Source organism: Pseudomonas sp. UBA6699 (assembly GCF_002454615.1).
GTDB lineage: Bacteria > Pseudomonadota > Gammaproteobacteria > Pseudomonadales > Pseudomonadaceae > Aquipseudomonas > Aquipseudomonas juntendi.
This window is the reverse complement of sequence record NZ_DKJF01000007.1, coordinates 1-24,285: the sequence shown is the minus strand read 5'-3', so window position 1 is coordinate 24,285 and position 24,285 is coordinate 1. Positions and strand designations below refer to the sequence as shown.

The 24,285-nt window shown below is 62.4% G+C and carries 21 protein-coding genes; 6 read left to right on the top strand and 15 right to left on the bottom strand.

Annotated features, from left to right (window positions below):
* Nucleotides 1–80 precede the first annotated feature (80 nt).
* The 3 genes from rpoD to rpsU form a co-directional block, all read right to left on the bottom strand.
* A complete protein-coding gene (rpoD, locus tag B3361_RS01195) occupies nucleotides 81–1,931 on the bottom strand; it encodes an RNA polymerase sigma factor RpoD (RefSeq protein WP_054904254.1) in 1,851 nt (616 codons plus the stop codon).
* A 67-nt stretch (nucleotides 1,932–1,998) separates the two neighbouring features.
* Nucleotides 1,999–3,978, bottom strand: a complete 1,980-nt coding sequence (dnaG, locus tag B3361_RS01190) for a DNA primase (RefSeq protein ID WP_054904253.1) — start codon at nucleotides 3,976–3,978, stop codon at nucleotides 1,999–2,001.
* A gap of 302 nt (nucleotides 3,979–4,280) precedes the next feature.
* Complete coding sequence (rpsU, locus tag B3361_RS01185) at nucleotides 4,281–4,496, bottom strand: 30S ribosomal protein S21 (protein WP_003255575.1); 216 nt, start codon at nucleotides 4,494–4,496, stop codon at nucleotides 4,281–4,283.
* Nucleotides 4,497–4,700: 204 nt separating this feature from the next.
* Between rpsU and tsaD the strand changes: the two genes are divergently transcribed.
* On the top strand, nucleotides 4,701–5,726 hold the full coding sequence (gene tsaD / locus B3361_RS01180; RefSeq protein WP_054904252.1) for a tRNA (adenosine(37)-N6)-threonylcarbamoyltransferase complex transferase subunit TsaD: 1,026 nt from the start codon (nucleotides 4,701–4,703) through the stop codon (nucleotides 5,724–5,726).
* Nucleotides 5,727–5,742: 16 nt separating this feature from the next.
* Here the strand turns inward: tsaD and plsY are convergent, their stop codons facing one another.
* Nucleotides 5,743–6,312, bottom strand: a complete 570-nt coding sequence (gene plsY, locus B3361_RS01175; RefSeq protein WP_054904251.1) for a glycerol-3-phosphate 1-O-acyltransferase PlsY — start codon at nucleotides 6,310–6,312, stop codon at nucleotides 5,743–5,745.
* A gap of 74 nt (nucleotides 6,313–6,386) precedes the next feature.
* On the opposite strand from plsY, the gene folB reads away from it, so the two are divergent.
* Both folB and folK read left to right on the top strand, forming a co-directional pair.
* Nucleotides 6,387–6,743 (top strand): dihydroneopterin aldolase, encoded by a 357-nt coding sequence (folB, locus tag B3361_RS01170; RefSeq protein ID WP_009682799.1) that lies wholly within the window; start codon nucleotides 6,387–6,389, stop codon nucleotides 6,741–6,743.
* Nucleotides 6,734–7,243, top strand: a complete 510-nt coding sequence (gene folK, locus B3361_RS01165; RefSeq protein WP_054904250.1) for a 2-amino-4-hydroxy-6-hydroxymethyldihydropteridine diphosphokinase — start codon at nucleotides 6,734–6,736, stop codon at nucleotides 7,241–7,243. The genes folB and folK overlap by 10 nt, the downstream gene beginning before the upstream one ends.
* A 277-nt stretch (nucleotides 7,244–7,520) precedes the next feature.
* Here folK and B3361_RS01160 read toward each other — a convergent pair whose 3' ends face one another.
* The 11 genes from B3361_RS01160 to B3361_RS01110 all read right to left on the bottom strand — a co-directional run bounded on the left by B3361_RS01160 (nucleotide 7,521) and on the right by B3361_RS01110 (nucleotide 21,596).
* Nucleotides 7,521–8,627: a hypothetical protein gene (locus B3361_RS01160; RefSeq protein ID WP_054906108.1), complete on the bottom strand. Its 1,107-nt coding sequence runs from the start codon at nucleotides 8,625–8,627 to the stop codon at nucleotides 7,521–7,523.
* Between the two features lie 55 nt (nucleotides 8,628–8,682).
* Complete coding sequence (locus B3361_RS01155) at nucleotides 8,683–10,251, bottom strand: SpoVR family protein (RefSeq protein WP_009685231.1); 1,569 nt, start codon at nucleotides 10,249–10,251, stop codon at nucleotides 8,683–8,685.
* Nucleotides 10,248–11,522 carry a YeaH/YhbH family protein gene (locus B3361_RS01150; RefSeq protein ID WP_009685232.1) on the bottom strand — a complete coding sequence of 425 codons (1,275 nt, stop codon included), beginning with the start codon at nucleotides 11,520–11,522 and terminating at the stop codon, nucleotides 10,248–10,250. Before B3361_RS01150 ends, B3361_RS01155 begins: the two co-directional genes overlap by 4 nt.
* Before the next feature lie 175 nt (nucleotides 11,523–11,697).
* Complete coding sequence (locus tag B3361_RS01145; RefSeq protein WP_009685233.1) at nucleotides 11,698–13,620, bottom strand: PrkA family serine protein kinase; 1,923 nt, start codon at nucleotides 13,618–13,620, stop codon at nucleotides 11,698–11,700.
* A 284-nt stretch (nucleotides 13,621–13,904) separates the two neighbouring features.
* Nucleotides 13,905–14,237, bottom strand: coding sequence for a thiosulfate sulfurtransferase GlpE (gene glpE / locus B3361_RS01140; protein WP_009685234.1), 333 nt, complete (start codon nucleotides 14,235–14,237; stop codon nucleotides 13,905–13,907).
* A gap of 14 nt (nucleotides 14,238–14,251) precedes the next feature.
* Nucleotides 14,252–15,118 (bottom strand): symmetrical bis(5'-nucleosyl)-tetraphosphatase, encoded by an 867-nt coding sequence (locus tag B3361_RS01135; RefSeq protein WP_009685235.1) that lies wholly within the window; start codon nucleotides 15,116–15,118, stop codon nucleotides 14,252–14,254.
* Nucleotides 15,118–15,498: a Co2+/Mg2+ efflux protein ApaG gene (gene apaG, locus B3361_RS01130; RefSeq protein WP_029885942.1), complete on the bottom strand. Its 381-nt coding sequence runs from the start codon at nucleotides 15,496–15,498 to the stop codon at nucleotides 15,118–15,120. Before apaG ends, B3361_RS01135 begins: the two co-directional genes overlap by 1 nt.
* 204 nt (nucleotides 15,499–15,702) lie before the next feature.
* The gene (gene rsmA, locus B3361_RS01125; protein ID WP_054906107.1) at nucleotides 15,703–16,506 is read right to left on the bottom strand and encodes a 16S rRNA (adenine(1518)-N(6)/adenine(1519)-N(6))-dimethyltransferase RsmA; all 804 of its coding nucleotides are present in this window, start codon (nucleotides 16,504–16,506) and stop codon (nucleotides 15,703–15,705) included.
* Nucleotides 16,503–17,492, bottom strand: a complete 990-nt coding sequence (pdxA, locus tag B3361_RS01120; protein WP_009685238.1) for a 4-hydroxythreonine-4-phosphate dehydrogenase PdxA — start codon at nucleotides 17,490–17,492, stop codon at nucleotides 16,503–16,505. The genes rsmA and pdxA overlap by 4 nt, the downstream gene beginning before the upstream one ends.
* Nucleotides 17,489–18,808: a peptidylprolyl isomerase SurA gene (gene surA, locus B3361_RS01115; RefSeq protein ID WP_033690895.1), complete on the bottom strand. Its 1,320-nt coding sequence runs from the start codon at nucleotides 18,806–18,808 to the stop codon at nucleotides 17,489–17,491. Before surA ends, pdxA begins: the two co-directional genes overlap by 4 nt.
* Nucleotides 18,789–21,596, bottom strand: coding sequence for an LPS-assembly protein LptD (locus tag B3361_RS01110; protein ID WP_047150036.1), 2,808 nt, complete (start codon nucleotides 21,594–21,596; stop codon nucleotides 18,789–18,791). Before B3361_RS01110 ends, surA begins: the two co-directional genes overlap by 20 nt.
* Before the next feature lie 130 nt (nucleotides 21,597–21,726).
* Here B3361_RS01110 and B3361_RS01105 point away from each other — a divergent pair, with 130 nt between their 5' ends.
* From B3361_RS01105 to B3361_RS01095, 3 genes are read left to right on the top strand one after another with little or no spacing between them, the layout of a single operon-like run.
* On the top strand, nucleotides 21,727–22,746 hold the full coding sequence (locus B3361_RS01105) for an aminoglycoside phosphotransferase family protein (RefSeq protein WP_054906106.1): 1,020 nt from the start codon (nucleotides 21,727–21,729) through the stop codon (nucleotides 22,744–22,746).
* On the top strand, nucleotides 22,743–23,414 hold the full coding sequence (gene murU / locus B3361_RS01100) for an N-acetylmuramate alpha-1-phosphate uridylyltransferase MurU (protein ID WP_054906105.1): 672 nt from the start codon (nucleotides 22,743–22,745) through the stop codon (nucleotides 23,412–23,414). Before B3361_RS01105 ends, murU begins: the two co-directional genes overlap by 4 nt.
* A 1-nt stretch (nucleotide 23,415) precedes the next feature.
* Nucleotides 23,416–24,183 (top strand): TerB family tellurite resistance protein, encoded by a 768-nt coding sequence (locus B3361_RS01095; protein WP_009685244.1) that lies wholly within the window; start codon nucleotides 23,416–23,418, stop codon nucleotides 24,181–24,183.
* Nucleotides 24,184–24,285 lie beyond the last annotated feature (102 nt).

Genomic DNA, 24,285 nt, shown 5'->3' with positions numbered 1-24,285 from the left:
GGGCGTGCCCGCGAAGGGCTGCAAAGCAGCCCCAGTAACGCTTAACTAACAGGCATTAGGCCTGGGCCGGGGTTCGTTCGTCACTCGTCGAGGAAGGAGCGCAGGTGCTCGCTGCGCGTCGGGTGGCGCAATTTGCGCAACGCCTTGGCTTCGATCTGACGGATCCGCTCACGGGTCACGTCAAACTGCTTGCCTACCTCTTCGAGGGTATGGTCGGTGTTCATGTCTATACCGAAACGCATGCGCAGCACCTTGGCTTCGCGTGCTGTCAGGCCCGAGAGCACGTCACGGGTGGCTTCTTTCAGGCTCTCGACCGTGGCTACATCGATCGGGGACTGCATGGTCGAGTCCTCGATGAAGTCGCCCAGGTGTGAGTCTTCGTCGTCACCGATCGGGGTTTCCATGGAAATCGGCTCTTTGGCGATTTTCAACACCTTGCGGATCTTGTCCTCAGGCATTTCCATGCGCTCACCCAGCTCTTCCGGGGTCGGTTCGCGGCCCATTTCCTGCAGCATCTGCCGGGAAATACGGTTGAGCTTGTTGATCGTCTCGATCATGTGCACCGGAATACGAATGGTGCGAGCCTGGTCAGCGATCGAACGGGTGATTGCCTGGCGAATCCACCAGGTGGCGTAGGTCGAGAACTTGTAACCACGACGGTATTCGAACTTGTCTACCGCCTTCATCAAGCCGATGTTGCCTTCCTGGATCAGGTCGAGGAACTGCAGGCCACGGTTGGTGTACTTCTTGGCGATGGAGATAACCAGACGCAGGTTTGCCTCGACCATTTCTTTCTTGGCGCGGCGGGCCTTGGCTTCACCGATCGACATGCGACGGTTGATTTCCTTGATCTCGGCAACGGTCAGGCCGGTTTCGGTCTCAAGGTCGATCAGCTTTTGCTGGCAAGCAACGATGGCGGCGTCCTTTTCACCCAGGGCGGCTGCCCATTTGGTGTTGCGCTTGGCCAGGTCACCGCTCCAGGTCTGGTCGGTTTCGTTGCTGGGGAACAGGCGCAGGAAGTCGGCGCGCGGCATGCGGGCGTCACGCACGCACAGTTGCATGATGGCGCGTTCTTGCTGGCGCAGACGGCTCAAGGCGTCACGCACGCGCTCGACCAGTATCTCGAACTGCTTCGGTACCAGTTTGATCGGCATGAACAGGTCAGCCAGGGCCTGCAGGGCCTCGATGCTTTCCTTGTGGTTGCGACCGTGTTTCTTCAGAACCTTGTTGGTGACCTGAAGCTGGTCGTTGACCGCACCGAAACGCTGTGCGGCGACAACGGGGTCGGGACCGCTTTCGGTCTCTTCTTCGTCGTCACTGCCTTCGCTTTCTTCGTCTTCGTCGTCCGACTCTTCCTTGGCCGCTGGGGCCTTGGCGCCGATGACCGGCACCTCGTCGGTGGGCGCTGCGATATTGTCGTCAGGGTCGATGTAACCGCTGAGAACATCGGACAGGCGGCCACCTTCCGCGGTGACACGGTCATATTCGCCGAGAATGTAATCGACAGTGCCCGGGAAGTGGGCGATGGCGCCCATGACTTCACGAATGCCTTCCTCGATACGCTTGGCGATTTCGATCTCGCCTTCGCGGGTCAGCAGCTCGACCGTACCCATTTCGCGCATGTACATGCGCACCGGGTCGGTCGTGCGGCCGATATCGGTTTCAACTGCCGCCAACGCAGCAGCGGCTTCTTCGGCCGCGGCTTCGTCGGTGTCGGCTTCCGCCAACAGAAGGGCATCCGCATCCGGAGCACTCTCGAATACGTTGATCCCCATGTCGTTGATCATGCGGATGATGTCTTCCACCTGTTCCGGATCTGAAATATCCTCAGGCAGGTGGTCGTTGACCTCCGCGTAAGTCAGGTAGCCCTGCTCACGACCGCGGGTGATCAACTCTTTGATACGAGACTGCTGTTGCGCTTTTCCGGACATAACACCCTATCCACTGAAGGTCTTGGCGGGCAAAAAACAAGCCGAGGATTATACCCGAGCATGGGCCTCACGCGCCAGATGAGGTCGGCGTTTGTGCGGGAACATTCCGGCTCAGCAAGGCGAGGAGCTGGGTTTTTTCCTCGCTGGTCAATTCGCTTTGACGTGATTTCCTGAGCAGTTGTTCCAGGCTGCGCTCGCGTTGGCGGGCGGACAAGCTAGTAATGGTGTCGAAAAACTGTTGTTCAAGGTTGTCGGCCACGATCAGCCATTCCTTTTCTGCCAAGGCCCGCAGCAGGCGGCCCTGTTCGGTGCCATGCCAGCGTGCAATCAACTGCATTGAGCTTAGCCCAGGATTTTTCTGTGCGGCTTCGATCAATGCCACCAGCAGCTGGCTGTACAGGTGCTCTTCGTCGGCGAAGTGGCTGGCATCTTCCACCTTGCCCGCCAGCAGCGGGTGGTGCAGCAAGGTACGCAGGGCCGCCAGGGTAGGTGGTTCGACCGGCGCCGGCACCCGTGGCGGCGCTTCATCGCGCTGCCAGTTTTTCCCGCCCTTGCGGTTCTTGTCCCATGGTTTGTCGCCCCACGGCTTCTTGCCGCCGCCCTTGTTGGGCTTCCAGGCCTGCTCCTGCTGGAACGGCGCCGGCTCGAACTGCGGCATGTCACCATAGTCGGGGGTGTAGCTGGCCATGGCGTCGTAATCGTAGCCAGGGTCGTAGTCCGGCATGCTGGTGGGCGCGGCTGCCTGCTGGGCCAGTTGCTCGACCTGTTGAGGGTCGAGGCCGGTGATTTCTTTCAGGCGGTTGCGCATCAGCTGGCGCAGGTTGGCGCCGGGAATCTTTTCGATCAACGGTGCGGCCAGGGTCGCCATGTGGGCCTTGCCTTCCAGCGAGCGCGGGTCGGCTTCGACGCCCAGTTGCTCGAAGAAGTAGTCGGCCAGCGGCTGGGCGTGCTGGTTGATGCGGGCCATGAAGGCGTCGGTGCCTTCGGCGCGTACCAGGCTGTCTGGGTCTTCGCCTTCAGGCAGGAACAGGAAGCGCGCCCGACGGCCGTCCTGCAGGTTGGGCAGCGCCGACTCCAGCGCGCGCCATGCCGCTTTGCGCCCGGCCTGGTCGCCGTCGAAGCAGAACAGCACGCTGGGCACCACGCGGAACAGGCGCTTGAGGTGTTCTTCGCTGGTGGCCGTGCCAAGGGTGGCCACGGCATTGCGCAAGCCTTGCTGGGCGAGGGCGATGACATCCATGTAGCCCTCGACAACGATGATTTCGTCGAGGTTGCGGTTGTGCTTGCGCGCCTCGTACAACCCGTACAGTTCCTGGCCCTTGTGGAATACCGGGGTTTCCGGGGAGTTCAGGTACTTGGGTTTGTCGTCGCCGAGCACCCGGCCACCAAAGGCGATGATGCGCCCGCGGCTGTCACGGATGGGGAACATTACCCGGTCGCGGAAGCGATCGTAGCGCTTGCCGCTTTCGGCGTTCTCGATCAGCAGGCCGGCATCGATCATCACCTTCTGCTGCAGGGCGTCGGCGCCCAGGTGCTTGAGCAGGTTGTCCCAGCCGGGTGGGGCGAAGCCCAGGCAGAAGTCGCGGGCAATTTCCCCGGACAGGCCGCGGCCTTTGAGGTAATCCACCGCCGCCTTGCGGGTCGGGTGGCTGCGCAACGCCTGGCGGTAGAATTCGGAGGCTGCATCCAGCAGTGGGTATAGCGGCGAATCGGTGGGCTGACGTGGCTTGTTGTCACGGCGCCCTTGTTCGCGGGGTACTTCCATGCCGGCGGCGCGGGCCAGCTCCTCGACGGCCTGGGGGAAATCCAGGTTGTCGTGGTCCATGACAAAGCCCAGGGCGTTGCCACCGGCGCCGCAGCCGAAGCAGTAGTAGAACTGCTTGTCGGGGCTGACCGTAAAGGAAGGGGTTTTTTCCTTGTGGAACGGGCAGCAGGCGGAGTAGTTCTTGCCGGTTTTTTTCAGCTGGACGCGCGAACTCACCACATCGACGATGTCGAGGCGGTTGATCAGGTCGTCAATGAAGCTCTGGGGAATCAGCCCGGCCATGGCAGTCTCGTCATCTGGCAACTGGCAAGTCTAATCGCTCGCGCGCCGAATGGGGCGGGTGCCGCTTGATATGGTGCGAGGGAATGTGTGCTCGCCGCCGGCCACTAGGGGCCCGTCAGTCTGACGTGCACGTCTGGTCATGGAACAGCGAAGACCAGCTCTGACGTTTCAGGCAGGTTGCCCGTATGCAGTTCGCGTGAAGCTTGTGCGGGGCCTTGGGCTGGCTGCCCAAGTGTAAAACGACCACTGCCATCGCCCGGCGTTAGCCGGGCAGGGCAGAAGCTTTGCGTTGAACGCCTGTATTAGTACAGACGAACGGCGCGGCGCTGTTCGCGCTGAACTTTCTTGGCGTGACGCTTAACAGCAGCAGCTGCTTTGCGCTTACGCTCTGCGGTCGGTTTCTCGTAAAACTCGCGGCTACGAACTTCAGCCAGTACACCGGCTTTTTCGCAGGAGCGCTTGAAACGACGCAGAGCTACGTCGAAGGGTTCGTTCTCTTTAACTTTGACGGCTGGCATCCAGGGCTACCTTAATTCATTACCGGGGTAGACGTGCTCCTGGCAAAACAAAGGTGTGCTGGAGAACGTCGGTTTTCAAGGGTTGCGGATGTTAACCCTTAGCAAGCCGGAATGCAAAGCCTCTGATCGAAAACCGCTGGTCGGCACTCGGCACGGGGACTATCATGCGCGGCTTCGAATTCAGCCCCCACAAGGGACGAGCCCATGCTAGTACTGGGATTGGAAACATCCTGCGACGAAACTGGCGTCGCATTATACGACAGCGAACGCGGTTTGTTGGCCGACGCGCTGTTCAGCCAGATCGACCTGCACCGCGTGTTTGGCGGTGTGGTGCCCGAGCTTGCCTCGCGTGACCACGTCAAGCGCATGCTGCCCCTCATCCGCCAGGTGCTGGACGAGGCGGGCTGTGTCGCCACCGAAATCGACGCCATCGCCTATACCGCCGGCCCTGGCCTGGTCGGGGCCTTGCTGGTGGGGGCGTCGTGCGCCCAGGCCCTGGCATTTGCCTGGGACATTCCGGCAATTGGCGTACACCACATGGAAGGCCACCTGCTGGCGCCCATGCTGGAAGAAAACCCGCCCGAGTTTCCGTTCGTCGCTTTGTTGGTGTCCGGCGGCCATACCCAGCTGGTTCGGGTGGATGGCATCGGCCGATACGAGCTGCTGGGCGAGAGCCTGGACGATGCCGCTGGCGAAGCTTTCGACAAGACCGCCAAGCTGATTGGCCTGAATTACCCGGGTGGCCCGGAAATCGCGCGCCTGGCCGAGCAGGGCGTGCCGGGGCGCTTTGTGTTCCCCAGGCCGATGACCGATCGCCCTGGCCTGGAATTCAGCTTCAGTGGCCTGAAGACGTTCGCCCTGAACACCTGGCAGCAGTGCAAGAATGCTGGCGACGACGGCGAGCAAACCCGTTGCGACGTGTCGCTGGCATTCCAGCAGGCCGTGGTAGAGACTTTGACCATCAAGTGCAAGCGGGCCCTCAAGCAGACGGGCCTCAAGCGCCTGGTCATCGCCGGGGGCGTAAGTGCCAACAAGGCCTTGCGCGCCTCGCTGGAAGAGATGCTGGCTGGCATGAAGGGCAACGTATATTACGCGCGGCCGCAGTTCTGCACCGACAACGGCGCGATGATCGCCTATGCCGGCTGCCAGCGGCTGCTGGCCGGGCAGCAGCAGGGCCTGGGGATCAGCGTGCAGGCACGCTGGCCGATGGAGCAATTGCCACCGCTGTAACGGTGGGCGGCAAGGTTCAGAAGTGGCGCTCGCGCCCGGCAAACAGATCGCGCAGGTTGCTGCGGTGGCTCCAGACGATCAAGGCGGTGAGCACCGTGATCGGCAGCAGGGCTTCCGGCTCGCGCCAGGCCAGCAATGGCAAGGTCAGCGGGGTGGCGATCAGCGCGGCCAGCGAGCTGGTACGGGTGAGGTAGAAAATCAGCAGCCAGGCGCCAACCGCCAGCAGCGCGGCGGGGAAATACAGGCCCATGAGCATGCCGGCAGCCGTCGCCACGCCTTTGCCACCCTGGAAGTGGAAGTACACTGGAAACAGGTGGCCCAGCACTGCATACACGCCTACCCAGGCCTGTTCTTGCAGGTCCAGCCCGGCGAGGCGGGCGAGCAATACTGGCAGCAGGCCCTTGCACAGGTCGCCAAGCAGGGTCAGGATCGCCATTTTACGGCCTGCCAGGCGTAGCATGTTGGTAGCGCCGGCATTGCCTGAACCACTGGAACGCGGGTCCGGGCTGCCTGAGAGGCGGCTGAGAACAATGGCGAAGGACAGCGAGCCGAGCAGGTAGGCGAGCAACGCCAGTAACCAAAACATGCTAACTATTCCGGGCGAGGACGCCCTGATTCTAACGGCGCCAGTCGCCCTTGTCGTGCTGTGGAGAGAAGTGCTTGGACAGAGTGTTCATCGAAGGCCTGGAAGTCGATACCGTTATCGGTGCCTATGACTGGGAGCGGGATATTCGCCAGTGCTTGCGCCTGGACTTGAGCTTTGCCTGGGACAACCGCCCCGCGGCGGCCGGCGACGACCTGAACCTGGCCCTGGATTACGCCAGCGTTTCGGCGCGTATCCAGGCATTCGCCGAGCAGGCCCGTTTCGAGCTGGTGGAAACTTTTGCCGAGCGCCTGGTGGCTGCCTTGATGGAAGAGTTCCACATCCCGTGGGTGCGGTTGAAGCTGACCAAGCCTGGCGCGGTGCCGGCGGCCCGTGGCGGTGTTGGCGTGGAGATCGAGCGCGGATGTCTCTGAGCACGGTTTACCTGGGCCTTGGCAGCAATGTCGACCGTGAGGCGCATTTGTGTGCCGGGCTTGATGCGTTGGCCGCGATTCTCACCGACATGCGCTGCTCTCCGGCTTTCGAAAGCCAGGCGGTGGGGATCAAGAGCGGGCCATTCATCAATTTCGTGGTCAGCGGGCAAACCGCGCTGCCGTTGATCGAACTGGACCGCCGGCTGAAGTTCATCGAGGCCGACAATGGCCGTTATGCGCCTGACCGCAAAGGGTTGCCGCTGGATATCGACGTGCTGATGTATGACGACCTGCATGGCAACTTCGATGGGCTGGTACTGCCCCGGGCAGAGATCTTGAAGAACGCCTTCGTGTTATGGCCGCTGTCGCTGCTGGCGCCGGAACTGGTGCATCCGGGGGCGGGCAAGACCATGGCGCAGTTGTGGCAGGACGCGCAGATCGACCAGGTGCTGGCCCCGGTGGCCTTTGAGTGGCGTGGGTTGCAGTTGACGCCGGCGTAAGCCTGTTCCGGCCTTTTCGCGGGCTTGCCCGCTCCCACAGGTGAATCGCGCAGGCTTCAAATTTTGAGAAAGACAGTTGCTCCTGCAAGTACGGCGGCAACTCCAAGCCAGCGCAGGCCCCCTGTGGGAGCGGGCATGCCCGCGAACACCGGCGAAGCCGGTGCCAGGCACCGCGTCGCCTGCTTCGCGGGCTTGCCCGCTCCCACAGGGGCTGTGTTGCCTTCACGTTGGCGCGCTACCTATGGGAGCGGCTTTGGTCGCGAAAGGGCCGGTAGCACTAGCAGTGCCGGTAAGCCTCAAGCGCTTTCAGCCGCTGCGCTTTGAGCGCTTCGCCCAGTGCCTGGCCAGTCAGCCCAGCCTGCACAAGCGGCTTCACATCCACCGCCCGCGCCGCTGCCGCAGCGCCACGCAAGTACTCGCCCTGTGGATAACCCGCTTTGCAATTCCCCAGTGCCACCATCTCGCAGGCAGCCAGGAAATCCTCAAACCGCTGCGGGCGCCGGTACACATCGAACTTCTGCAACAGCGCCAGCAGTGACATGGCAGGCAGCTGCAGCGCCTGATCAGCCTGCACCAGGCACTCCCCCGTCAGCAGGGCCAGCTCCTGGCATTCCCGCGGCGCCTTGAGGCGTTGGTTGACGGTCTTGATCGAGGCGGGGGGCAACTGGTGCAACAGGCAGGCCCAGCGCACGTGCAGGGGCTGGAGATGCGCAGCTGCTTGTTCCAGCGCAGCCAGGGCTTGGGGGGCGCTATCAAGCTCAGGCAACAGTTCCCGGAGGGCGGCGCACGCATGCAGGACCTGGAAGAACACCTGCGGCTGCGCCTCCATCAGCGCGCGCTCGATCTCCTTCCAGCTGCGTTCTGCAGTCAATGCCTGCAATTCACCCGAGGCACTGATCTGGCGCATCAGCTCCAAGGTTTCATCGGCCACCCGAAAGCCCAAGGGTGCATAGCGCGCAGCAAAGCGCGCCACCCGCAGCACACGCAGGGGGTCTTCAGCGAACGCTGGGGAAACGTGGCGTAACAGGCGTTGGTCCAGATCCCGCGCGCCCTGGTAAGGGTCATGAACCTGCCCGGCCTCATCCTCGGCCATGGCATTGATGGTCAGGTCGCGGCGGATCAGGTCTTCTTCCAGAGTTACGTCGGGGCTGGCATGGAAGGTGAAGCCACCGTAGCCGCGCCCGCTTTTGCGTTCGGTACGGGCCAGGGCGTATTCCTCGCCGGTTTTCGGGTGCAGGAATACCGGGAAGTCGGCGCCGACCGGGCGGTAACCCTTGGCCAGCATTTCCTCGACGCTGGCACCGACCACCAGCCAGTCGATATCGCTGACCGGTCGGCCGAGCAGGCGGTCACGTACGGCACCGCCAACCTTGTAAATGTGCATGAGCAACTCTCCATAACTGCCGACAGCATAACCCGCCGGCAGTCATGGCGTGGCTTCAGAGATGGTGAATCACCGCCAGGTCCATGCGGCCGTATTCGCCGCCGTCGCCGTGCTCGCCGCGTGGCGGCATGTGGTGGGTCTTGACCACCTGCTCGCCTTGCACGGTCTCCAGGTGGATATCGAAGCCCCACAGCCGATGCAGGTGCTTGAGGACTTCGTCGGTCGAGTCGCCAAGCGGTTTGCGGTTGTGCTGTTGGTGACGCAGGGTGAGGGAGCGGTCCCCACGGCGGTCGACACTCCAGATCTGCACGTTCGGCTCACGGTTGCCCAGGTTGTACTGGGCTGCCAGCTGCTCGCGAATGAGCCGGTAACCCGACTCGTCGTGAATGGCCGGTACCAGCAGATCGTCCCGTTGGTCATCATCGAGAATGCTGAACAGCTTGAGGTCGCGCATGACCTTGGGCGACAGGTATTGCAGTATGAAACTCTCGTCCTTGAAGCTGCTCATGGCGAACTTGATGGTAGAAAGCCAATCACTGCCGGCAATGTCGGGGAACCAGTGGCGATCCTCTTCGGTTGGGTTCTCGCACATGCGGCGGATGTCGGTGTACATCGCAAAGCCCAGCGCGTAAGGGTTGATGCCGCTGTAGTACGGGCTGTCGAAACCAGGCTGGAACACCACACTGGTATGCGACTGCAGAAACTCCATCATGAAGCCTTCGGTTATCAGCCCCTCGTCGTACAAGTCGTTCATCAGGGTGTAGTGCCAGAAGGTTGCCCAGCCTTCGTTCATCACCTGGGTCTGGCGCTGCGGGTAGAAATACTGGGCTATCTTGCGCACGATGCGCACCACTTCCCGTTGCCAGGGTTCCAGCAGCGGGGCGTTCTTTTCGATGAAGTACAGGATGTTTTCCTGCGGCTCGGCGGGGAAGCGCCCTTCATCGCGGTCATTGCCCTTGTCGGCGCTTTTCGGGATGGTCCGCCACAGGTCGTTGATCTGCCGCTGCAAGTGTTCCTCGCGCTCCTGTTGCCGGCGCCGCTCCTCTTCGGCAGAAATAGGGTAGGGCCGCTTGTAGCGGTCTACGCCGTAGTTCATCAGGGCATGGCAGGAGTCGATCAGGTCTTCCACGGCGTCAATGCCGTGGCGTTCCTCGCACTGCGCGATGTACTGCTTGGCGAACACCAGGTAGTCGATGATCGAGCTGGCATCCGTCCAGGTGCGGAACAGGTAGTTGCCTTTAAAGAAGCTGTTATGCCCATAGCAGGCATGGGCGATCACCAGTGCCTGCATGCACATGGTGTTCTCTTCCATCAGGTAAGCGATGCAGGGGTCGGAGTTGATCACGATCTCGTAGGCCAGGCCCATCTGGCCACGGCTATAGGACTTTTCCGTGCTGAGGAACTGCTTGCCGTAAGACCAGTGGTGATAGCCCAGCGGCATGCCGACGGAAGCGTAGGCGTCCATCATCTGCTCGGCCGTGATCACCTCGATCTGGTTGGGGTAGGTGTCCAGGGCGTAGCGCTCGGCCAGGCGGCTGATTTCCCGGTCGTAGGTCTGGATCAGTTCGAACGTCCATTCGGACCCGGTGGAAATGGGTTGGCGTCTCTGTGCTCTGGCGGTCATGTGGCTAACCTGCGCTGGAAGAGTTCACGGAAGACCGGGTAGATGTCGCCGGCCGATACCAGCTGCTGTTGGGCAAACGTGTCGGGGAAGGCCTCGCCGATGCGTTCGTATTCGTACCACAGCGCCTGGTGCTCACGGGGGGTGATTTCGACGTAAGTGTAGTACTGCACGTGCGGCATGATCTGCTTGGCCAGGATATCGCGACAGATTGGCGAGTCGTCGTTCCAGTTGTCGCCGTCGGACGCCTGGGCAGCATAGATGTTCCAGTCACTGGCCGGGTAGCGTTCAGCCATGATCTCCTGCATTAGCTTGAGTGCGCTGGAAACGATGGTGCCCCCGGTTTCCCGCGAGTAGAAAAATTCTTCCTCGTCCACTTCGCGGGCACTGGTGTGGTGGCGAATGAACACGACTTCGATGCGGTCGTAATTACGCTTGAGGAACAGATACAGCAGGATGAAGAAGCGCTTGGCGATGTCTTTGGTCGCCTGGGTCATCGAACCGGACACGTCCATCAGGCAGAACATCACCGCCTTTGAACTGGGGTTGGGTTGCTTGACCAGCAGGTTGTACTTGAGGTCGAAGGTGTCGAGAAACGGCAGGCGGTTGATGCGTGCCTTGAGGCGCTCGATTTCCTGTTCGATTTCCTGGATATCGGTGAAATTGTCCGGTTCCTCTGCGCGCAGGCGCGCCAGCTCTTTCTGTGCTTCGCGCAGCAGGGCACGGCTGCTGCCGGTCAGGGCGATACGTCGGGCGTGGGCCGAGCGCAGGGTGCGCACGATGTTGATGCGCGACGGGTTGCCTTCGTTGGCGATACCGGCGCGCACAGTTTTGAAGGTGTCGGCACCGGTCAGGTGGCGTTTGACCAGGTTGGGCAATTCGAGGTCTTCGAACATGAATTCGAGGAACTCTTCCTGGGTGATCTGGAAGACGAATTCGTCCATGCCTTCGCCGGAGTTGCCGGCCTTGCCACGGCCGCCGCCACCCCCGCCGCCGCCTTGCGGCCTGGGTATGTGTTCACCGGCAGTGAACTCCTTGTTGCCGGGGTGCACGATGGTCTGTTTGCCCCCGCGGCCATGGTGCAGCACCGGTTCGTCGATATCACGCCCGGGAATGCTGATCTGCTCGCCGTGTTCCATGTCCATGATGGAGCGGCGGCTCACCGCCTCTTCGACGGCCTTCTTGATGTGTTCGCGGTACCGCCGCAGGAAGCGCTGGCGGTTGACCGTGCTCTTGTTCTTGCCGTTCAGGCGGCGGTCTATAACGTAGCTCATGGTCCCTCCGGTAGCTGGAGCAGCTGCAAGCCACAAGCCCTCGACGCCAAGCGGTAAGCTTCAAGCTGCAAGTAAAAGCAGCCATCGCTGCCGCAGATGCTGGCGCCTGGCATGCGCCGGCGCCAGCCAGCTTGTGGCTTGCAGCTTGTAGCTTGGCACTAGGCGGCTTGCCGCTTTATTGCGATTTCCTGACCCGCAGGTACCACTCCGACAGCAGGCGCACCTGCTTGTCGGTATAACCACGCTCCACCATTCGGGTGACGAAGTCGTTGTGTTTCTTCTGGTCCTCTTTGCTGGCTTTGGCATTGAAGCTGATGACCGGCAGCAGGTCTTCGGTGTTGGAGAACATTTTCTTCTCGATCACCACCCGCAGTTTTTCGTAGCTCAGCCAGCTTGGGTTCTTGCCATTGTTGTTGGCGCGTGCGCGCAGTACGAAGTTGACGATCTCGTTGCGGAAGTCTTTCGGGTTGCTGATGCCGGCCGGCTTCTCGATTTTCTCCAGCTCTTCGTTGAGCGCGATGCGGTTGAGGATCTCGCCGGTTTCCGGGTCGCGGTATTCCTGGTCCTGGATCCAGAAGTCGGCGTACAGCACATAGCGGTCGAAGATGTTCTGGCCGTATTCGCTGTAGGACTCCAGGTACGCTGTCTGGATTTCCTTGCCGATGAACTCGATGTAGCGCGGTGCCAGGTACTCCTTCAGGTAGCGCAGGTAGCGTTCGCGCACTTCTGCAGGGAACTGTTCCTGTTCGATCTGCTGCTCCAGCACATACAACAGGTGCACGGGGTTGGCGGCAATTTCGTGTGGGTCGAAGTTGAACACCTTGGACAGGATCTTGAAGGCGAAGCGGGTCGACAGGCCATTCATGCCCTCGTCGACGCCGGCCGAGTCGCGGTATTCCTGGATCGACTTGGCCTTCGGATCGGTGTCCTTGAGGTTTTCACCGTCGTACACGCGCATTTTCGAATAGATATTGGAGTTTTCAGGCTCTTTGAGCCGCGACAGCACCGTGAATTGCGCCAGCATTTTCAGCGTGTCCGGAGCGCAATGGGCCTTCGACAGCGAACTGTTGACCAGCAATTTGTCGTAGATCCTGATTTCGTCGCTGACGCGCAGGCAGTACGGCACTTTGACAATGTAGATCCGGTCGATGAACGCTTCGTTGTTCTTGTTGTTCCGGAAGGTGTGCCACTCCGATTCGTTGGAGTGGGCCAGCAGGATGCCGGTGTACGGGATGGCCCCGAGGCCTTCGGTACTGTTGTAGTTACCTTCCTGGGTGGCGGTGAGCAAGGGGTGCAGGACCTTGATCGGCGCCTTGAACATTTCCACGAATTCCATCAGGCCCTGGTTGGCCCGGCACAGTGCCCCCGAGTAGCTGTAGGCGTCGGCGTCGTTCTGTGGGTATTCCTCGAGCTTGCGAATGTCGACCTTGCCGACCAGGGCAGAGATGTCCTGGTTGTTTTCATCGCCCGGTTCGGTCTTGGCGATGGCGATCTGGTTGAGGATGGAAGGGTAGAGCTTGACCACTTTGAATTTGGAAATATCGCCGCCGAACTCCTGCAGCCGCTTGGTTGCCCAGGGCGACATGATGGTGTTGAGGTAGCGCCGCGGGATGCCGAACTCTTCCTCGAGAATGGCCCCGTCTTCGGTGGCGTTGAACAGGCCCAATGGCGATTCGAACACCGGTGAGCCCTTGATGGCGTAGAACGGTACGCGCTCCATCAGCTGCTTGAGTTTTTCCGCCAGCGACGATTTGCCGCCACCTACCGGGCCCAGCAGGTAGAGGATCTGTTTCTTTTCCTCCAGGCCTTGGGCGGCGTGGCGGAAGTAGGACACGATCTGGTCGATGCACTCTTCCATGCCATGGAAGTCGGCAAAGGCTGGATAGCGGCGGATCACCTTGTTGGAAAAAATGCGCGACAGCCTGGAGTTGGTAGAGGTGTCGATCAGCTCTGGCTCACCGATGGCCAGCAACAGCCGTTCGGCCGCCGATGCGTAGGCACTGCGATCCTCTTTGCACAGCTCGAGGTACTCCTGCAGCGAGAGTTCTTCCTGGCGCGTTGACTCGAAACGTTGTTGGAAGTGGCTAAAAATACTCATGACGTCACCTCGCTCGATACGTGGAGACGACGCCGGATCAGTCAGCTGATGCTGGCAAGCAACCGGGTTCGCCAGTTGCTGTATACCCCCCAGAACACCCTGTTACGCTACCGATGACCCGCACGCCGGTGTACCGGCTCTCCCCTTTTTTGGATGGCCTGAGCTTAAGCGTAGTTGGTTATCTGCAAGGTCAAGGGGCGAGGAGTGCAGAAGTTACGAACGACCGTTCGTCAGGTAAGCCGCAAGCCCGCGCAGGGCGCGGGCTGCAGTAAAAATGAAAATATTTATTCGGCAGCGCCTTGGGCTGTCTCGGCCGGGTAGGTGGTGCGCCACAGTTCAAACCCACCGTCGACGCTGTACACGTCCGAGAAGCCCTGGCCTACCAGGTAGGCGGCAGCGCTCTGGCTGGAGTTGCCGTGGTAGCAGACCACCAGGGTGGGGGCGTCGAGGTCGGCATTGCGGATGAACTCGGCAACCGAATGGTTATCCAGATGCCGGGCGCCGGTAATGTGGCCGGCAGCAAAGGCTTGCGAGTCACGGATATCGACCACGACCGCACCTTCTTGCTTGCGAAGCTCCAAGGCCTGCTCGGGAGGGATGCGCTTGAATTCGCTCATGGGTACTACTTCCTTCAGGTGTGGTCATTGAGTGTAGTGGGTTGTGCCGGCTGGCGCAGGGTGCCGTCGGCGGCGCAGTCGCAGCGGTGGTATTGGCCGCTGTCGAGGTTGTACAGGGTCATGGCGCCGCCCCACACGCAGCCGGTGTCCAGGGCGATGACGTCAGGCTGGTCGACGCGCCCTTCAAGGGCGGCCCAGTGGCCGAAGATGATCTTCACGTGCCGCGAGCGGCGGTCCTTGTGGGCAAACCAGGGTTTGTAGCCTTTGGGCGCGGTGCCCAGGCCTTCCTTGCTTTTGAGGTCGAGTTTGCCTTCTGCGGTGCAGAAGCGCATGCGCGTGAAGTAGTTGGTGATGACCCGCAGGCGCTCGATACCGGTGAGGTTCTTGCTCCACTTGTTCGGCTCGTTGCCGTACATGCCATCCAAGTACAACTTCAGGCGAGTGTCATCGCGCAGCACCTGTTCCACCTCGTCAGCCAGCTTCAGGGCTTGCCCGAGCGTCCACTGCGGCGGGATGCCGGCATGAACCATGGCAACGCCCCGCGCCTCATCGTAGTGCAGCAGCTTTTGCTGGCGCAGCCAGTCGAACAACTGATCCGCATCTGGCGCTTCGATGATCTCGCGCAAGGTGTCGCTTTTCTTCAGGCGCTCGACGTTGTGCCAGGCGGCCAGCAGGTGCAGGTCGTGGTTGCCCAGCACGCAGACCAGGGACTGGCGCATGGAGTACAGAAAGCGCAGCGTTTGCAGTGACTCGGGGCCGCGGTTGACCAGGTCGCCCACCAGCCACAGGCGGTCCACGGCGGGATCGAAGCGTACGCGTTCGAGCAGGCATTTGAGTGGCTGCAGGCAGCCCTGCAGGTCGCCGACGGCGTAAGTGGCCATCAGTGCAGGGCCCCGGGCACCGCCAGGCGAAACGGGGCGATCTCGGCATCGAAACGTTTACCGTCTTCGGCAAACATCTGGTAGCTGCCCTGCATGGTGCCTACGCGGGTGCTGATGACAGCCCCACTGCTGTAGGTGTGGCTCTGGCCCGGCTCGATATTGGGCTGCTGGCCGACCACCCCGGCGCCGCGCACTTCTTCGACCTTGCCGTCACCGTTGGTGATCAGCCAGTGGCGCGACAGCAGTTTGGCTTTCAGCGAGCCGTTGTTCTGCACAGTGATGGTGTAGGCGAAAGCGAAACGACTGTTTTCCGGGTCGGATTGCTCTTTGAGGTAGCGGGTCACGACGCTGACGTCGATTTGATAGCGGGGGTCGGACATGCAAGGGCCTTGGGCGAACTGACGCAATAATGCAGTCTAGGCCATTGGCGGGGGGGAGGGCCAGCGGTGGAAGGGCTGGGGGTTTTGTGTTGCCTGGGCTGGCCTCTTCGCGGGCACGCCCGCTCCCACAGGATTCCACCGCATTTGAGGGGTGATTTACCTGTGGGAGCGGGCATGCCCGCGAAGAGGCCGGATCAGGTTGAATCAGGCTTTGGGCTGATCGGCCAACTGATCGGCCAGGCGCACGAAGGCGGCCAGGTCCAGTTGCTCCGGGCGCAGGCTGCCATCCACGCCGGCAGCTTCGATGGCCGCGCTGTCGAGCAGGCCCTTCATGGTGTTGCGCAGTGTTTTGCGGCGCTGGTTGAACGCGTCACGCACCACCCGCTCCAGCAGTTGTGCATCTTTGGCCGGGTGAGGCAGCACTTCGTGCGGCACCAGCCGCACGATGGCCGAATCCACTTTCGGTGGCGGGTTGAACGCCCCAGGGCCAACGTTGAACAGGTGTTCCACGCGGCAGTGGTACTGCACCATGATCGACAACCGCCCCCAATCACCACCGCCAGGGCCGGCGGCCATGCGCTCGACCACTTCCTTCTGCAGCATGAAGTGCATGTCGCGGATCAGCCCGGCATGGCTGAGCAGGTGGAAGATCAGCGGCGTGGAGATGTTATAGGGCAGGTTACCCACCACCTTGAGGCTGCGCGGCGGGACGCCCAGCTGGTTGAAGTCGAACTTCAGGGCGTCGCCCTGGTGCAGGCGGAAATTGCTGCGGTCGGCGAACTTGTGCTGCAGGATCGGCACCAGGTCCTTGTCCAGCTCGACCACGTCCAGTTGCGCGCCGCTGCCCAGCAGGCCCTCGGTCAGGGCGCCCTGGCCCGGGCCGATTTCCAGCAGGTGTTCGCCAGGCTTGGCGTGGATAGCGCGCAGGATACGGTCGATGATGCCGGCGTCGTGCAGGAAGTTCTGGCCGAAGCGCTTGCGCGCCCGGTGTTGGTATTGCTCGTTCATGGTCGGTTCTCGGCCATCTGGTAGGCGGTTTCCAGCGCGACGCGCAGGCTGCCGGTGTCGACCTTGCCGCTGCCGGCCAGGTCCAGGGCGGTGCCGTGGTCAACTGAGGTACGGATGATCGGCAGGCCCAAGGTCACGTTCACGGCCGCACCAAAACCCTTGTACTTGAGTACGGGCAGGCCTTGGTCGTGGTACATCGCCAGCACCGCGTCGCAGTGCTCCAGATATTTGGGGGTAAACAGGGTATCGGCCGGCAGCGGCCCGCGCAGGTCCATGCCTTCGGCGCGCAGGCGGGCCAGGGTCGGCTCGATGATGTCGATTTCTTCGCGGCCCAGGTGGCCGCCTTCACCGGCATGCGGGTTGAGGCCGCACACCAGGATGCGTGGGGCGGTGATGCCGAACTTGTCGCGCATGTCTGCATGCAGGATGCGGGTAACCCGCTCGACGCGCTCGGCAGTGATGGCGTCGGCGATGTCCCGCAGCGGCAGGTGGGTGGTAACCAGGGCCACGCGCAGGCCGCGGGTCGCCAGCATCATCACCACTTGTGCGGTTTGGGTCAGTTCGGCGAGGAATTCGGTGTGCCCGGAAAAGGCGATGCCGCTCTCGTTGATCACACCCTTGTGCACGGGGGCGGTGATCATCCCGGCGAAGTGCCCGTCCAGGCAGCCCTGGCCAGCACGGGTCAGGGTTTGCAGCACGAACGCGGCGTTGGCCGTGTCGAGCTGGCCCGGTGTTACCGGGGCCGCCAGCGGGGTATCCCAAACATACAGGCTGCCTGCTGGCGCTGGCTGCTCGGGCCATTGGCCCGGGGCAACCGGCAACAGGTCGACAGCCAGCCCCAGCTGGGTGGCCCGCTCGGCGAGCAGGTCACGGCTGGTGATGGCAATCAGGGGGTGGGGCTGGGCGTCTGCGGCGAGCAGCAGGCACAGGTCAGGACCTATGCCGGCCGGCTCGCCGGGGGTGACGGCGAAGCGCAGGGGCTTCACTGGGCGGCCTGGTCGGCGCCAGGCAGCTTGATTTCAACGTAGGCTTCGTCGCGGATCTGGCGCAGCCAGGTTTGCAGCTCTTCGTCGTATTTGCGGTTACGCAGCACGTTCAGGGCCTGTTGCTCACGCGCCTGCTCGGTGCTGTCGGTGGCCCGACGGCCCAGTACTTCCAGCACGTGCCAGCCATACTGGGTTTTGAACGGCTTGGTCACGACGCCTTGCTGGGCGTTGGCCATCTGCTCGCGGAACTCGGGCACCAGGCTGTTCGGGTCGACCCAGTTGAGGTCACCGCCGTTGAGCGCTGAGCCCGGGTCTTCCGAGTAGCTTTTCGCCAGTTCGGCGAAGTCTTCGCCGTTCTTGATGCGTTCGTACAGGCGCTCGGCCAGTTGCTCGGTGGCCGCGTCGCTGCGGATCTCGCTTGGCTTGATCAGGATGTGGCGCACGTGCACTTCGTCGCGCAGCACGTTCTCGCTGCCACCACGCTTCTCTTCCAGCTTGAGGATGATGAAGCCGTTGGGGATGCGGATCGGCTGGGTGATTTCACCCACGGGCATGCTGCTGAGCATCTTGGCGAAGTCTGGTGGCAGCTGGGCCGCTTTACGCCAACCCATCTCGCCGCCTTCCAGGGCGTTTTCGCTGGCGGAGCGGGCGATGGCCAGTTGGCCGAAGTCCGCGCCTTGCTTGAGCTGCTGGTACACCTCGCCCACCTGGCGTGCAGCCTTCTGGATGTCTGCCGAGTTGGCCGCCTCCGGGGTGGGGATCAGGATGTTGGCCAGGCGGTACTCTTCCGACATCTGCATTTTGCCCATGTCGGAGTTGAGGAAGTTCTTCACTTCCTGCTCCGACACCTGGATGCGCTCGGCCACGCGGCGTTGGCGCACGCGGCTGATGATCATCTCGCGCTTGACCTGGTCGCGGGCGTCGTCGAACGACAGGCCGTCATGGGCCAACGCTGCGCGGAACTGGTCCAGCGACATGCCGTTGCGCTGGGCAATGGTGCCGATAGCCTGGTTCAGTTCTTCGTCGGTGATGCGAATGCCGGAGCGTTCGCCAATCTGCAGTTGCAGGTTTTCGACGATCAGGCGTTCCAGTACCTGCTGTTCCAGGGCGCCGGCGGGCGGCACGCTGCCGCCGCGCTTGGCGATGGTTTGCTGAACCTCATGCACGCGCTGGTCCAGCTGGCTTTGCATGACCACGTCGTTGTCGACGATGGCCACCACGCGATCAAGCGGCTGTACCGCGGCATGCACCGCGCCACTCAGCAAAGCAACGCCCAGCAGCACTGGGCGCAGTCGATCAATAAGCTTGGTCTTCACGTTCACGGTAACCTTGAATGCCTTGGTCGAGGAAAGATTCGACCTTGTTGCCAACTACACCACCGAGGCCTTTCAGGACGATCTGAAGGAAGACACCGTGGTCGCCTTTTTCGTTCTGCGGAAGGGCCTGGCTGAAATCGTCGTAGTCGATCCAGTACCGGTTGACCAGACGCAGCTTCCAGCAGCAGTTGTCGTATTCGAAACCACCCATGGCTTCCAGGGTGCGGTTGCGGTTGTAGTCATGCTGCCAGCGGGCAATCACGCTCCACTGTGGCACGATCGGCCAGATGACCGAGAAATCGTGCTGCTGGATCTTGTAGTAATCCTTGATGTAGTTCGGATCGCCTGGGGTGCCATAGTCACCGCCGCCCACCTTCCAGGTACCCGTTGTCGAGTCGTAGGCGATGGTGTCGTTACGGTAGCGGTAGCCGAGGTTGACGATCTTGTTCGGGTTGTCTTCAGGCTGGTAGTGGAACATCGCGCTGCCCGAGCGGGTGCTGTGGCTGTCCGGGTCCCAGTTGAAGTCCGAATTGAAGCGCCAGTCGCGGTTGAAGTAGTAGTTGTACACCAGGGCGTATGGCGACACGTCGGACTGCGAGTCTTTGCGGGTGCGGTAGTCGATACCCGGCAACTGTACCTTGCGGTCTTTGAAGTAGTAGGCCTGGCCGATGCTGAAGTTCTGGCGCTCGAAGCCGTTGTCTTCGATCCAGCGGGTGGTGACACCCAGCGACAGCTTGTTCTCGTCGCCGATGCGGTCGGTGCCGCTGAAGCGGTTGTCGCGGAACAGCGAATCGTAGCTGAACAGGGTTTCGCCAGTATCGAACAGCGGGATGTCCTTCTGGTCCTTGTACGGGACGTACAGGTAGAACATGCGCGGTTCGAGGGTTTGACGGTAGTTGTTGCCAAACAGCGAGGTATTGCGGTCAAAGTACAGGCCGCTGTCGACGCTGAAGATCGGTACATCGCGGCTTACGGAGCTGTCGTAGCTGCCGTAGGCGGTTGGATTTCGAGCTTCCAGGGCGATTGCATCGGCCTTGCCTTTGCTGTCGAGGTCCAGGTCGTACTGGGTGTAGGCATATTTCAGCTTGGGCGTCAGGAACCCGTAGCTGGCCGTCATCGGGTAGCTGATGGACGGCGCCACATTCAGGCGCGTGCCGTTGGCTCGCTCGATGCCTTGAATGTTCTGATCCAGGCGACGACCGTCTGGCCCGGCTGTGAGGTCGAGGTTGCCATCCTTGTCGAACACGGTGTCGTTCTTCAAGTCACGCTCGAAGCGTACCGCTTCGGTCTCGTAACCCAGGTTCAGGCCGCCTGGCTGGAATGGCAGGGTACCGTTGAGGGTCAGCTGCGGCAGGCGGTCATAAGGCGTGATCTGCGAAATGGTCGCCATTTCGTAGGCATGCACGTTCAGGCGCGCGGTGTAGCTGTCGCCACGGTAGGTCAGCGCGCCCTGCTGGTTCAGCACGTCGCGGCTTTCCACGCCGATCTGGTCGGACTCCAGGTCCTGGAAGTAGAACGGGTCGCTGATGTCGGTGTAGTCCACCTCGGTCATCAGGCGTTCGTCCAGGCCACCCTTGTGCTGCCAGTTGACCATCCAGCGCTGGTCTTTGTAGTCCGTCTGGTCTTTGCGGTCGTCGTTCTTGTCGTTCAGGTACGCGCCGCCGAACTGGCCTTCGCTGGACTTGGTCAGGTAGCGGAATTCGCCTTCCATCAGCAAGCCGCGCTTGGTCATGTAGCGCGGGTACAACGTGGCGTCGTAGTTCGGCGCCAGGTTGAAGTAGTACGGCGTGACCAGCATGAAGCCGGTGTCGCTGCTGCTGCTGAACGAAGGTGGCAGGAAGCCGGACTGGCGACGATCGTCGATCGGGAAGTAGATGTACGGTGTGTAGAACACCGGGAAATCCTTGACCCGCAGGGTGACGTTGGTCGCGGTGCCGAAGCCGGTGGCCGGGTTCAGGGTGATGTTGTTGCCCTTCAGCTGCCAGGCGTTGCTGCCCGGTTCGCAGGTGGTGTACGTACCGTCCTTGAGGCGGATGATGGCGTTTTCGCCACGCTTGGCGTACAGGGCGCTGCCGCGGATATGCGACTTGTGCATCACGTATTCGGCGTTGTCGACCTGGGCTTCGCCCGTGTCGAGCTGAATCTGTGCCTGGTCACCGACTACCAGCGAGCCGTTGTCACGGATCTTGACGTTGCCTTTGAGCTCGCCACGGTTTTCGGCCTGGTACAGGTTGGCCTCGTCCGCTTCGGCCTGCATGCTGCCCTGGCGCATGACCACGTCACCGGCGAGGGTAGCGATCTGCTGCTCCTGCTGGTACTTGGACACCTTGGCATTGATGTAGGTCGGCGACTCGTCCTTGGGCGTGGTGTCGGCCATGCCTGGGCGAGTCGGCTCGATGTAGGCGCCACCGCAGTACGGGCCGGTTTCGGCCAGCTGTGCTGCAGTGAGCTTTTCACGCGGCACCCAGTCGAGGTGGCTGTAGTCTTCGCTGCGCGACTTCAGGCCGCGGCCTTTGGCCTCGGTGACCAGCATCGGCCGGTCCGCGGTTTCGCCTTCGCTCGCGGCTTCGGTGCCGCCGCTGACGGCGGCACCTTCGTGCACTGGGCGTGGCGGCAGGTTGCTGGCTGGGGTCTTGGGCTTGCAGTCCCAGCCGCCGGCGGCGGACACTTGGCAGTCAAACTGCTCGGCTGCCACCACGTACGATGTGGCCAGAGGTTGCAGGGCCAGCAGACCGCCGGTGACCAGCAACGGAAACTTTCTACGAAACGCGGGGGATTTCAATGCCATCTTATTAGTCCGGGCTTCCTGCGTGCCATCTGCCCGCGTGTGGGGCCGCACGCCTCTCGATGGTCTGAAAAAGATGCTGGATAATAAAGCATGACCCGCTTGACGGCTAGGGCCGTCGGAGACCCTTGTAATGCCTGAACACGATGTACGCCTGCAACAGCTGACGGTCTGGCTCGCCGAGCAGCTCGATGAACTTTTCCGCAGCAAGGCTTGGGGCGAGGTGCCCGAAGGCCGCCTGACCGCGGCCAGCAGCGATGCCAGCTTCCGCCGCTACTTCCGCTGGCAGGGGGCTGGGCACAGCTTCGTGGTCATGGACGCGCCCCCGCCGCAGGAGAACTGCCGACCGTTCGTCGCCATCGACCACCTGCTGGCCAGCGCCGGTGTGAATGTGCCGCAGATCCACGCCCAGGACCTGGAGCGCGGGTTCCTGCTGCTGGGTGACCTGGGTCACCAGACATACCTGGATATCATTGCTGCCGACAATGCCGACAGCCTGTTCGCCGACGCCATCGAGGCGTTGCTGAAGTTCCAGCGCCTGCCAATGGACGCCCAGTTGCCCAGCTACGACGACGCCCTGCTGCGCCGCGAGGTTGAACTGTTCCCCGAATGGTACGTAGGGCGCGAGCTTGGCCTGGCCCTCAACGATAGCCAGAAAGCTGCCTGGCAGCGCGTCAGCCAACTGTTGATCGACAGCGCCCTGGCCCAGCCGAAAGTGCTGGTGCACCGCGACTACATGCCGCGCAACCTGATGCAGAGCACCCCGAACCCTGGCGTGCTGGACTTCCAGGATGCGGTGTACGGCCCGGTCACCTACGACATTACCTGCCTGTTCAAGGATGCCTTCCTCAGCTGGCCACAGGCGCGCGTCGAAGGCTGGTTGCGTGCCTATTGGGAGCGGGCAGTGGCGGCCGGAATCCCGGTTCATGCTGAGTTCGAGGCGTTCCAGCGTGCCAGCGACCTGATGGGCGTGCAGCGCCATTTGAAGGTGATCGGCATTTTTGCCCGTATCTGCCACCGCGACGGCAAGCCGCGCTACCTAGGGGACGTGCCGCGTTTCTTCGCCTATATAGAAGAAGTGATCGGTCGCCGGCCCGAATTGGCGGAGCTGGGTGAGCTGATTGCCGAGCTGCAAGCCGGAGCGCGTGCATGAAGGCAATGATCCTGGCGGCGGGGAAGGGTGAACGCATGCGCCCGCTGACGCTGCATACCCCCAAACCGTTGGTTCCGGTCGCCGGCCAGCCGCTGATCGAGTACCACCTGCGTGCGCTGGCGGCTGCGGGTGTCCGCGAAGTGGTGATCAACCATGCCTGGCTCGGCCAGCAGATCGAAGAGCACCTGGGCGATGGCGGCCGCTTCGGCCTGCGCATTTGCTACTCGCCGGAGGGTGAGCCGCTGGAAACTGGCGGCGGCATCTTCAAGGCGCTGCCTTTGCTGGGCGACGATCCGTTCCTGCTGGTGAACGGCGATGTCTGGACCGACTACGACTTCACCCGCCTGCAGGCCCCCCTGCAAGGCCTGGCGCACCTGGTGCTGGTCGATAACCCTGGCCACCATGGCCGTGGCGACTTCCGCCTGGCGGACGGGCAGGTGGTCGATGGCGACGACGCGCCGGGTACGCTGACGTTCAGTGGTATCTCGGTCCTGCACCCGGCGCTGTTCGCGGGTTGCCAGGCTGGTGCCTTCAAACTGGCGCCGTTGTTGCGCCAGGCCATGGCGGCTGGCCGGGTCACGGGCGAGCACTACCGCGGGCACTGGGTGGACGTCGGCACGCTCGAGCGCCTGGCCGAGGCCGAGCGGCTGATCGGCGAGCGCGCCTGACATGTGGTGGCCAGGCACACTGATTGGCGCTGGCGCGGGCTTTGCCGTGGCCAATATCCCCGGGGCGCTGTTGGGGCTGCTGCTCGGCCAGGCCCTCGACCGCCGCTTGCGCCTGCAGGGCTGGGATGACATGCGCGACCGCCTCAGCGGGCGCCCGGCGCTGGCTGACGATGAGTTGCTGTTCGTGATGCTGGGGCGCCTGGCCAAGAGCGATGGCCGGGTGGCCGAGCAGCATATCCAGCAGGCGCGTCAGGAAATGTCGCGGCTGGACCTGGCGGAGCCGGCCCGCTTGCGCGCCATCAAGGCGTTCAACCGTGGCAAGGCCGGCAAGGACCGGCTAGGCGGCCACTTGCGGCGGATTCGCGAACAGCCGCATGCGGCCGAAGGCACCTTGCGCGCCTGTTGGCGCATGGTCTGGGCCGACGGCAAGATGGGCAACAAGGAGCGTGAGCTGCTGCTGGACTGGGGGCAGAAGCTGGGCCTGAGCCGGCGCCAGGTACAGGCCATGTCGGTGGAATACGAGCCGCGCAGGGCTGCCCGGCCGGAAGGGCTGGCCATGACCTATGCGGCGGCGTTGCGCTTGCTGGCGGTAGAGGCGGACACCGAAGCTGACAAGGTCAAGCAGGCGTATCGCCGGCTGGTCAGCCGGCACCACCCGGACAAGCTGGCAGGCACCGGCGCCAGCGAGGCACAGGTGCGTGAAGCGACCGAGCGCACGCGGGAGTTGCACCAGGCCTATGCCATGATCCGCAAGCGGCGGGGCCTTTGAGGGGCTCATCGCCGGCAAGCCAGCCCCAGGGATCGCAGCAGGGCTGGCAGGTGTTTGTCAGAAGAGATGCAGCGCCTGAGACATCGAGCGCCGCCCGCGCGG

Bases quoted from the DNA above. Each gene is read 5' to 3' on its own strand.
- rpoD (WP_054904254.1), bottom strand. From the start codon at position 1,931: ATGTCCGGAAAAGCGCAACAGCAGTCTCGTATCAAAGAGTTGATCACC.
- dnaG (WP_054904253.1), bottom strand. From the start codon at position 3,978: ATGGCCGGGCTGATTCCCCAGAGCTTCATTGACGACCTGATCAACCGC.
- rpsU (WP_003255575.1), bottom strand. From the start codon at position 4,496: ATGCCAGCCGTCAAAGTTAAAGAGAACGAACCCTTCGACGTAGCTCTG.
- tsaD (WP_054904252.1), top strand. From the start codon at position 4,701: ATGCTAGTACTGGGATTGGAAACATCCTGCGACGAAACTGGCGTCGCA.
- plsY (WP_054904251.1), bottom strand. From the start codon at position 6,312: ATGTTTTGGTTACTGGCGTTGCTCGCCTACCTGCTCGGCTCGCTGTCC.
- folK (WP_054904250.1), top strand. From the start codon at position 6,734: ATGTCTCTGAGCACGGTTTACCTGGGCCTTGGCAGCAATGTCGACCGT.
- B3361_RS01160 (WP_054906108.1), bottom strand. From the start codon at position 8,627: ATGCACATTTACAAGGTTGGCGGTGCCGTACGTGACCGCCTGCTCGGC.
- B3361_RS01155 (WP_009685231.1), bottom strand. From the start codon at position 10,251: ATGACCGCCAGAGCACAGAGACGCCAACCCATTTCCACCGGGTCCGAA.
- B3361_RS01150 (WP_009685232.1), bottom strand. From the start codon at position 11,522: ATGAGCTACGTTATAGACCGCCGCCTGAACGGCAAGAACAAGAGCACG.
- B3361_RS01145 (WP_009685233.1), bottom strand. From the start codon at position 13,620: ATGAGTATTTTTAGCCACTTCCAACAACGTTTCGAGTCAACGCGCCAG.
- glpE (WP_009685234.1), bottom strand. From the start codon at position 14,237: ATGAGCGAATTCAAGCGCATCCCTCCCGAGCAGGCCTTGGAGCTTCGC.
- B3361_RS01135 (WP_009685235.1), bottom strand. From the start codon at position 15,118: ATGGCCACTTACGCCGTCGGCGACCTGCAGGGCTGCCTGCAGCCACTC.
- apaG (WP_029885942.1), bottom strand. From the start codon at position 15,498: ATGTCCGACCCCCGCTATCAAATCGACGTCAGCGTCGTGACCCGCTAC.
- rsmA (WP_054906107.1), bottom strand. From the start codon at position 16,506: ATGAACGAGCAATACCAACACCGGGCGCGCAAGCGCTTCGGCCAGAAC.
- B3361_RS01110 (WP_047150036.1), bottom strand. From the start codon at position 21,596: ATGGCATTGAAATCCCCCGCGTTTCGTAGAAAGTTTCCGTTGCTGGTC.
- B3361_RS01105 (WP_054906106.1), top strand. From the start codon at position 21,727: ATGCCTGAACACGATGTACGCCTGCAACAGCTGACGGTCTGGCTCGCC.
- murU (WP_054906105.1), top strand. From the start codon at position 22,743: ATGAAGGCAATGATCCTGGCGGCGGGGAAGGGTGAACGCATGCGCCCG.
- B3361_RS01095 (WP_009685244.1), top strand. From the start codon at position 23,416: ATGTGGTGGCCAGGCACACTGATTGGCGCTGGCGCGGGCTTTGCCGTG.